Below are 9370 nucleotides of genomic sequence, written 5' to 3' on the forward strand. Positions count from 1 at the left end.
ATTGCAACGTTTTCTGGGGTACTAAGAAATATTAGGGTACCCAAATTACGTGCGACTTTTGGGAGGGCGAGGTTGGGACGGGGCCGGGGCAAGGCCGGGGCGAGGTCGGGGGCTGGGTTGAGGTGGGGCGAGGCTCCGCATCGTTGGGACCTGGTGGCCGGGGTTTATGAGGTGGTTACCCCAAAATGTCGCACGTAATTCCCCTGTGGCTATTTCAAGTTTTGAAATCGGATCGTTGGGATTGCAACGTTTTCTTGAGTCCTAAGAAAAGTGAGGGTACCCAAATTACGTGCGACTTTTGGGGAGGGCGAGGTCGGGGCGAGACCGGGGTGAGGTCGGAGGCCGGGACGAGGCCGGGGCCGGGGCGTCCCGGGCACCGGCGTTCGGGGAGGCGGAACCGACATGTGGGCCGATCAGTGAGGGTTTAACCACGATACGGAGTTTTGTAACGGCATGCCGAGCGCGCCCGCGTGGCGCCCCCATATGCTGATTGTGCGGGCCGAACGGCCCAGTAACGGAGAAGCTCATGATTGACCTCACCGGGGTGTCTAAGGTCTACCCCGTGAAAAACGGCGGCCAAGTCGTCGCCCTCGATGGGGTGAACCTGCACGTTGACCGTGGCTCGATCCACGGCATCGTCGGTCGATCCGGCGCAGGCAAGTCCACCCTTATTCGGTGTTTGACAGCCCTCGAGAAACCCACCGAGGGACACATCGTCGTCGACGGCCACGACCTGGCCGCCCTGTCCGGCAAGCCACTGCGCGCCGCGCGTCGCCGTATCGGCATGGTGTTCCAGGCCGCGAACCTCCTGGACGCGCGCACCGCCGCCGAGAACATCGGCTACCCCCTCAAGCTGGCGGGCGTCCCCGCTGCACAGCGCCGCGCGCGCGTCGAGGAACTCCTCGCGCTCGTCGGCCTTGAGGGCCGCGGCGACTCCTATCCATCCCAGCTGTCCGGCGGTCAGCGTCAGCGCGTCGGCATCGCCCGCGCCCTGGCCGATGAGCCCGCCGTGCTCCTGTGCGACGAGCCGACCAGCGCGCTTGACACCGAGTCCACCGCGCAGGTCCTCTCGCTGCTGCGCGAGATCCGCGATGTCGCCGGCGTCACCGTCGTCATCATCACCCACGAGATGTCCGTCGTGCGAGAGATCTGCGACTCCGTGACTCTTCTCGGCCACGGCCAGGTCCTGCAGACCGGCACTCTCGAAGAGGTCGTCGCCGACTCGGGGACCCCGCTTGCTCGCGAGCTGGTTCCCATGCCGCTCGTTGAATCGGAGTCGACCGCCGGGGGTGCTGCCACCCTTGACGGTCGCTGGAAGGACAGCGTCCTCCTCGACGTCGTCTTCACCTCGCACCCGGGCGTGCCCACGGGTGCGACTGTGTTGCACCTGGCCTCGTCCATGGGCGCGGACGTGACCGCGGGAACCTTCGAATCCCTCGGATCCGTGCAGGTCGGTCGCCTGGCCCTGACCGTCCCCGCGTACCACGCTGACAAGATCATCGAGCAGTTGCGCAAGAACAACGTCCACGCGGAAGTGAGGGACCAATGATCACCGCACATCTCGCGAGTGCGACCGTGCAGGCCGCCGCGCAGGCGCTCGTGCCCACAGGCAAGGGCGACCCGACGTGGTTCGACAACCCGGCACTGACCCAGAAGTTCGTTCCCGCGATCTTCGAGACCCTCATGATGACGGGCCTGTCCACCGTTTTCGCGGTCGTCATCGGAACGCTGCTGGGCCTCGTCCTGGTCCAGACCGGCAAGGGTGGCCTGACCCCCAATAAGGGTGTCTATCAGGCCGTGTCCTTCGTCGTCAACATCGTGCGCTCCTTGCCCTTCATCATCGGCATTATCATGCTGATCCCGGTCACGAGGGCGATCGTCGGCAAGTCCACGGGCTCGCTGGCCACCGTCGTGCCGCTGGTTATCCTCTCCGCGCCATTCTTCGCGCGACTCGTGGAGACGAACCTCCTGGCCGTCGACCCCGGCAAGGTCGAGGCCGCCCAGATGATGGGCGCCTCGAACCGCCAGATCCGCTGGGGAGTCCTCATTCGCGAGGCCATGCCCGCCCTCGTCCAATCGATCACGACCCTGGCGATCACCCTCATCGGCTACTCCGCGATGGCGGGTGCCGTCGGCGGCGGCGGCCTGGGCCAGATGGCTATCAACTACGGCTACAACCGATGGCAGGACGACGTCATGATCTCAACCGTCGTCGCGATCATCGTGATCGTCCAGGTCATCCAGCTGATCGGCGACCTCATCTCGCGTCGTCTCGACCACCGCGCGCGCTGAGAAGCTGAGAAACCGCGGACACCATCTCATCTACCTGAGGCCACCTCGGCCTCGTCCCATCCCATCGACACACAGAAAAGAGAACCACTATGCGTCATCGCTCTGTCGCGGCCCTCGCGCTGGCGGCCGTTGCCTCTCTGGGCCTGGCGGCCTGCTCCGGCGGCTCCACCTCCTCCACCCCCTCCGACGTCAACACCCTGAAGGTCGGGGCGACCCCCTCGCCGCACGCGAAGATCCTGAACTACATTAACGACAACCTGGCCGCGGATGCGGGCATCAAGATCGAGGTCGTCGAGTACACCGACTACGTCCAGCCCAACAAGGCGCTGAACGAAAATGAGCTCGACGCCAACTTCTACCAGACCGTCCCCTACCTGGAGAACGCTGAGAAGCAGGAAGGCTACGACTTCGAGGCGGGAGCGGGCATCCACCTGGAGCCGCTCGGCATCTTCTCCAACAAGCACCAGTCGCTCGACGAGCTGCCCGATGGCGGCACGATCGGCATCATCTCTGACACGTCGAACCAGGCGCGCGCTCTGGAGCTGCTGGCCACGCAGGGTCTCGTTGAGATCCCCGAGGGCGACGGCGACGTCAACATCAACACCGTCACCAAGCTGAAGAACTTCACCTTCACCGAGGTTGATGGCCCGCAGCTGGTCCGCTCGCTCGATGACTACGACTACGCGGTCATCAACGGCAACTTCGCCCAGGAGGGTGGCAAGTCCATCTCCTCCGACGCGCTCGTCGTCGAGTCCCCGGTCGATAACCCGGCCGTGAACGTCCTCGTGTGGAAGAACGGCTCTGCCAAGGCGGAGACCATCGCCAAGCTGGAGCAGCTCCTGCACTCTGACGAGGTCAAGCAGTACATCGAGCAGACCTGGCCCGACGGCTCGGTCATCCCGGCGTTCTGATTCATTGACGAGGCCGGGGCGCGTTCTGGCGTGAGGGCGCGGCGGGTGGACCGCCGGTGATCCGACGGGCTGGCCGCGCGAAGGCTGAGCACTGATGCGGGTGGGCCCCGGAACCGTGAGGTTCCGGGGCCCACCCGTTTGTTGTGCCGCGAGTTGCGGGGCGAATCAGTTGGTGCGCGTTTCGAGGGGGAACTCGGCGTCCGGCTCGTGGGTGATGCGGTTGCGCAGGTCGCGGCGGAAGATTTCAATGACCCACAGCCAGATGATGTGGCCGAAGAACTCAGAGAAGTGTTCCGCAAAGGGCTGGTCCCACGGCGCGGGGACGGTGCCCATGAGCGGCATGAGGATGACGTGGAAGCCCACGTACACGACGATCCCGAAGGCGGCACCCTGCCAGAGCTTGATCTGGGGGAAGCGCTCGGCGAGCACACAGTAGATGACTGCGAAGCCGATGGCGAAGGCGAAGTGGACGATGAAGGAGATCCAGGGGAGGCCTTCATTGCCGTTGTAGGTGTAGCTCAGGTGAGTGACGCTCTCCGGGACGCCCAGCTGCTGGAGGAGCTGCTGCGGCGGGTTGGTTGCGTTACGGACGGGTGTACGCGGGGGCAGTGGCACCTCCCATCCGAACTTCACGATCGCGGAGACGATGCCTCCGAGAACACCTGCGAGTGCTGCGACGCCATACTTGCGGCGCTTGGGATTGGTCTGAATGAGTGCCATGTGACAAGCATGAAAGCAGCTAGTTGAAATTTCGAGACTTTGAACCTCTTCGTGCGCAAGGTCATATGAGCGTCCTGCCAGGCAAGACGTGTGAAAAATAGCCGATTCGGTATATTTTGGGCCCGTGACCTGTGAATATACCCGTGTGGGGGAGGGACTTCCGTCCCTCCCCCACACGGGTTTTCTCGTCAATCCCGCGCTCACTCACGCCCCTTCGGGCGCTCCCGCGCGGCAGCCACCGGGCGTCAGTCGATGATGCCGTACAGACGATCACCCGCGTCGCCCAGGCCGGGCACGATGTACGACTTATCGTTGAGACACTCGTCGACAGCGGCGACGACGACGTTGACGTCAGCGCGGTCGCCGATCGCGGCCTCGAGCGTGGCAACTCCCTCGGGGGCAGCCAGGATGCACACGCAGGTGACGTCCTTCGCGCCGCGCTCGAACAGGTAGTTGGTGGCGGCAACCATCGTGTGGCCCGTGGCCAGCATGGGGTCGAGCACGAAGCACTGGCGACCCGACAGGTCATCGGGCAGTCGGTTCGCGTAGGTCTCGATCTCCAGCGTGTCGTCGTCGCGACGCATGCCCAGGAAGCCGACCTCGGCGGTGGGCAGCAGGCGGGTCATACCCTCGAGCATGCCCAGACCCGCGCGCAGGACGGGCACAACAATCGGGCGAGGCTCGGACAGCGTCAAGCCGGTGGTCGGAGCAACGGGGGTCTCGATTGGGGTATCGGACACGGCGACCTCGCGGGTCGCCTCGTAGGCGAGCAGGGTGACCAGCTCGTCAACGAGCTGGCGGAACGTCGCCGATGGCGTGTTGCGATCGCGCAGGACGGTGAGCTTGTGGGCGATCAGGGGGTGATGAGCTACGTGGAGGCGCATGGTTATAGGCTACCTCGTTCGCATACGGGCGCGCACCCCGTTACCGAGGGACGAGGCCCCGGCCGGTCCGCGCGAATCGGCGACGGTCTTTGCAGGTCGCAGGCTGACCAACTGTCAAACTCAGGTGTCACAATCGACTCGCGCCCCACCGTTAGCTCCGGTTCCCCCAATGTTGATTTGGCCGGTAAGCTAGGAGGGTGACAGTGAATGAGCAGTACCGTGAAGCGATGGGCAAGGCCCTGTTCCTGGCAAATCGCGCCCGTGAAACGGGAGACGTCCCCGTCGGAGCCGTCGTTGTCGACGCCGACGGTCGCATCATCGGTCGAGGCTGGAACTGCCGCGAAGCCCACCACGACCCCACTGGTCACGCCGAAATCGTCGCCCTGCGAGAAGCCGCCCGCGCCCTGGGCACGTGGCGACTGAGCGGCTGCACGCTCATCGTCACCCTCGAGCCCTGCACCATGTGCGCCGGGGCCATCCTCGCCTCGCGCGTCGACCGCGTCGTCTTCGGCGCCTGGGACCCCAAGGCCGGCGCAGCCGGCTCCCTGCGCGACGTCCTGCGCGACGCCCGCATGCCCCACCCCACCGAGGTCATCGGCGGCGTCCTCGCCCAGGAAGCCGCCATGCAGCTGCGCTCCTTCTTCCTCGGCCGTCGCGCCGCCAACGAGATGCCCGTCATCGAGGCACCCGTCCACGAGCCCGGCGACCTGCCCGCCCCCGCACCCGCCAAGGCTGCACGCGCGGACAAGCCCGCCAAGGCCTCGTCCCCGGAGGAAGCCCCCGAGCGCGCCTACCCGAAGCACGACGCGGGCACCGGACAGGCGCTCCTCCCCGCAACGCCCGCCAGCCACCGCGCCGACACCGCCGCGCCGCTGCCGCGCCGCGCAGGACGCCCCTTCTCCGAGCGCGTCTCCGGCAACGGCGACGACCCCGCCGACATCGCCGCAGGCGAAGCAGCCGAGAACGCGCCCGCCTCGCAGCCGCCCTACCGCAGCGCCGCGCCCCTCCTGCCCGCCGTCGCCCCCCGCAACACGCGCGGCCCCATCACCAAGTCCGTGCCCCAGATCCGCCCCGTGCACGTGCGCCCCACCGCCACCGTGCCCGCCGGAATCTACACGCCCGCCCAGCCCAAGCGCACCGACGCCAAGCCCGAGGTCGTCGAAGCCCCTCAGGTCGTCGAGGCCCCTCAGGTCGTCGAGGTCGTGGCCGAGACCGTGCCGCCCGCGCCGCCCGTCTTCCCCCAGCGCGCCCAGCAGCGCACCACCACGCGCACCCAGCGCCCGCTGCCGCAAGCCTTCGAACCCGAGACCGCGCGCCGCGTCGACTACGAGCTCTCGCCGCGCCAGTTCAGCGACGTCGACCCCGTGACCTCCGGGATCCGCGTGCGCCGATCCTCGCGCCGCCGCGGCAACGCCCGCCACTAACATGATCCCCGCACGCGTCATCACCGTCTCCGACCGTTGCCACGCGGGCACCGCCGAGGACCTCTCCGGCCCCCTCGCCGCGCGCCTCCTCGCCGAACACGGCGTCAGCGCGTCCGTCCACATCATCCCCGACGACATCGACGCCATCCGCGCTGCGATCACCTCCGCGGCCGCTTCGGGCGCCCGCCTCGTGTTCACAACCGGCGGCACCGGACTGGCACCCCGCGACGTCACCCCCGAAGCCACCGAACCCCTCCTGGCCACCCGCATCGACGGACTCGCCGACGCTATCCGCCGCCGCGGAGAAACAACCGTCGCCTCCGCCGCCCTGTCACGAGGCCTCGTCGGCGTCACGGCGCGATCTGACGCGGGCGCACTCGTCGTCAACGCACCCGGCTCCCGCGGCGGCGTCACCGACGCCGTCGCCGTCATCGGCCCCCTCGTCGCCCACATCCTCGACCAGCTCGCAGGCGGAGACCACCCGCGCGCGTGAGCGCGCCCGTGCGTGCGGGCCGCTCCGCGATTCCGCCGCTGCGGACCCGCCACCGTTCTCCTGCCACTTCGGGCCCTCATGCGAGGCGACCGCCCGGCGAGCGTGAACGCCCCGGGCGGCCCAGGCCTCGTCGGTGGCCTCCGATCAGTCCTCCGGGCGCACCCAGTCGCCGCTGCGACCGCCCGACTTCGCGACGATTTTCGCCTCGGTGATGCGGGCGGAACGATCCACACCCTTCACCATGTCGACAATCGCCAGGGCAGCGACCGTCACCGACGTCAGCGCCTCCATCTCCACGCCCGTGCGGTCAGCCGTGCGCACCGTCGCGCGGATCGACACGTGATCATCCTCCAGCGAGATGTCCACCGCGCAGCCGTGCACACCGATCGTGTGCGCGAGGGGCAGAAGCTCGGGGACGCGCTTCGCCGCCGCAATACCCGCCACACGTGCCACCGCCAGCACATCACCCTTCGGGACCGTGCCGTCGCGCAGCGCCTGCATGACCTCGGGCGAACAATCCACGCGGCACACCGCGCTCGCCTGACGCACCGTCGGACTCTTCGCGGTCACGTCCACCATGTAGGCGGCGCCCTCCTCATTCAGATGCGTGAACTTCATGATTGTCCTTTCAATAGGGCGACACCGGTGAGTGCCGATGGTGAGTGTGATTGTGATTGTGAGCTGGGGGTGCTGGCCGAGCGGCGACCGGCGCGAGTGTCAGCTTGTGACCTGCTGGTTGTGGGCTGCCGCTTGTGGGCTGCAGGTTGTGAGCTGGGGGCGCTGGCCGGGCGGCGACCGGCGCGAGTGTCAGCTTGTGACCTGCTGGTTGTGGGCTGGGGCCTGCGGGTTGCGGGCTGTGGGTTGTGGGCTGCGGGCTGCGGTCCGCGGGAGCGGGTCCCGCCTGAGCCCGGTCCTCGCGCGTCAGCCGACCAGCTGCACGACGGCCAACTCCTGGCCCTCCTCGACCGCCGCGAACTCCGGTGCGACCACGCCAATGCCCTGCGCGTGCGCCAGCGATGCCACCAGATGCGACTTCGAGCCCATCGCGTGCACCGGCTCCACCCAACGCGAGCGAGCCTGACCCGGGAAGTCAGCCACGGCCTCGTCGACGAAACGAAGCGGAATGAACTGCGTCTTCCCCTCCGGCGAATCCCAGCCCACGCGCGCGCGGGCCATGACCGCGCTCGGCACGGTCGCGCCGCGCTCGGGGAGCACGAGGCCCGACATGACCGCCAGCGCGCCGGCGACGTACATATGGAAGGTCGTAAACACGGACACCGGATTGCCCGGCAGGCAGATGATCGGGGTCTCGCGGCCCTCGCACCCCACAGGCGTCGAACCCACGCCCTGCGGGCCGCCCGGCTGCTGGGCCACGTGGTGGAAGCCCGCGTCCGTGCCCAACGTCAGGCGCACGACCTCAAAGGCGCCGGCCGAGATGCCGCCCGCAGTAATCACGAGGTCCGCGTCGGGGGCAGCATCCAGCGCGCGCCGGAGCTCGGCCGGCGTGTCACCCGTACGCAGGTGAGCGACCACCCGGCCGCCCGCATCCTCCACGAGGCCGCGCAACAGGATGCCGTTCGAGTCAGGAATCTGGCCGCGCTCCAGGGCCTCGCCCGCCCGCTTGAGCTCCGTCCCCGTCGAGACCACGATGACGCGCGGGCGCGGTAACACAGGCAGCGTCCCGTGGCCCACCGAGATCGCCGCCGCCAGGGCCGTGCCGTCCAGCAGGTGGCCTGCCTTGAGGACCGGGGAGCCCGCCTCGAGGGCCTCGCCCTTGATGCGCACGTTGGCACCCAGCTTCGGGGCGACGCGAATCTGGACTGTCGCGGGTGCCTGAGCAATGCCGGGCGCGTGGTCCGTGTGCTCGACCTTGACGACCGTGTCCGCGCCGTCGGGGAGCGCGGCGCCCGTCATAATGCGCATCGCCTGGCCGGGCTCCAGGTGGTGTTCGCGCGTGTCGCCCGCCGCAACGTCCGCCACGACCGGCAGCGTCCACGGCCCCTCACCCTCCAGGTCAGCCCGACGCAGCGCAAAACCGTCCATCGCCGAGTTCGTGAAGGGCGGCAACGGGATCCGCGCGCTCAGGTCCACGGCCAAGCGCCGCCCCAAGCACTCCTCGGCGGGCACCATGTCGTGCGGGAGAATATGGCTGAGCGCGAGCGCCTCAATCAGGTCGCGGTGCTCCATCGTGGACAGCGTCGGATCATGCATGACACCAGTGTAGGGGTGCGCCGAGTCTGCGGGTGCCTGAGAGGGAGCCGATGTCGCCAGGGCGGCCAGGCGCCCGTGCTGCGCAGGGGAGCCCTCCGCGAGGCGTGCGCAATGGCAACCGGAGGTTCGTGGCGCGAAATCTACAGGGGCGAGGCCGTGGCTGGGCCTGCTGTGGGTGTGTGGGGGGAATTGCGACCATAGGGCTGCGACACGCCGGCGACACGCCGTGGCGGGGTGTCTATGGTAGTAAAACCCCCTGTTGGTGTGGGTTGGCGGCTGTGCTGGGGCCGTGGCTGGGCCTGCTGTGGGTGCGTGGCTGGGCCTGCTGTGGGTGCGTGGCTGGGCCTGCTGTGGATGTGTGGTTGGCGGTTGTGGGTGGGTGCGCGGGGGGAATTGCGACCATAGGAGCCTGTCAATTTTTCTGTGTATGGGGGT

9 protein-coding genes are annotated in these 9370 nt (G+C 67.9%); 5 read left to right on the top strand and 4 right to left on the bottom strand.

All coding sequences use genetic code 11. The features are described 5' to 3' along the window. Positions 1-526: 526 nt before the first annotated feature. The 3 genes from O3669_RS10545 to O3669_RS10555 all read left to right on the top strand — a co-directional run bounded on the left by O3669_RS10545 (position 527) and on the right by O3669_RS10555 (position 3203). Complete coding sequence (locus O3669_RS10545; RefSeq protein ID WP_314770499.1) at positions 527-1549, top strand: methionine ABC transporter ATP-binding protein; 1023 nt, start codon at positions 527-529, stop codon at positions 1547-1549. After that, complete coding sequence (locus tag O3669_RS10550) at positions 1546-2292, top strand: methionine ABC transporter permease (protein ID WP_371524774.1); 747 nt, start codon at positions 1546-1548, stop codon at positions 2290-2292. Before O3669_RS10545 ends, O3669_RS10550 begins: the two co-directional genes overlap by 4 nt. Before the next feature lie 89 nt (positions 2293-2381). Beyond that, positions 2382-3203, top strand: a complete 822-nt coding sequence (locus O3669_RS10555; RefSeq protein WP_295967234.1) for a MetQ/NlpA family ABC transporter substrate-binding protein — start codon at positions 2382-2384, stop codon at positions 3201-3203. Between the two features lie 165 nt (positions 3204-3368). On the opposite strand, the gene O3669_RS10560 is transcribed toward O3669_RS10555, so the two are convergent. Continuing rightward, the gene (locus O3669_RS10560) at positions 3369-3923 is read right to left on the bottom strand and encodes a YagU family protein (protein WP_315284600.1); all 555 of its coding nucleotides are present in this window, start codon (positions 3921-3923) and stop codon (positions 3369-3371) included. A 245-nt stretch (positions 3924-4168) separates the two neighbouring features. After that, entirely contained in the window at positions 4169-4807 is a 639-nt protein-coding gene (upp, locus tag O3669_RS10565) for a uracil phosphoribosyltransferase (RefSeq protein ID WP_295967230.1), read from the bottom strand. A 203-nt stretch (positions 4808-5010) separates the two neighbouring features. On the opposite strand from upp, the gene tadA reads away from it, so the two are divergent. Next, positions 5011-6231: a tRNA adenosine(34) deaminase TadA gene (gene tadA, locus O3669_RS10570; protein WP_371524777.1), complete on the top strand. Its 1221-nt coding sequence runs from the start codon at positions 5011-5013 to the stop codon at positions 6229-6231. A 1-nt stretch (position 6232) separates the two neighbouring features. Continuing rightward, positions 6233-6724 (top strand): molybdenum cofactor biosynthesis protein B, encoded by a 492-nt coding sequence (locus O3669_RS10575; protein ID WP_295967225.1) that lies wholly within the window; start codon positions 6233-6235, stop codon positions 6722-6724. A 144-nt stretch (positions 6725-6868) separates the two neighbouring features. Here the strand turns inward: O3669_RS10575 and moaC are convergent, their stop codons facing one another. Beyond that, positions 6869-7342: a cyclic pyranopterin monophosphate synthase MoaC gene (gene moaC / locus O3669_RS10580; protein ID WP_295920871.1), complete on the bottom strand. Its 474-nt coding sequence runs from the start codon at positions 7340-7342 to the stop codon at positions 6869-6871. A gap of 303 nt (positions 7343-7645) precedes the next feature. Then, a complete protein-coding gene (gene glp, locus O3669_RS10585; protein WP_371524780.1) occupies positions 7646-8935 on the bottom strand; it encodes a gephyrin-like molybdotransferase Glp in 1290 nt (429 codons plus the stop codon). Positions 8936-9370: the final 435 nt, after the last annotated feature.

The organism is Pauljensenia sp. 20925_1_34, assembly GCF_041432775.1.
Classification (GTDB): Bacteria; Actinomycetota; Actinomycetes; order Actinomycetales; family Actinomycetaceae; genus Pauljensenia.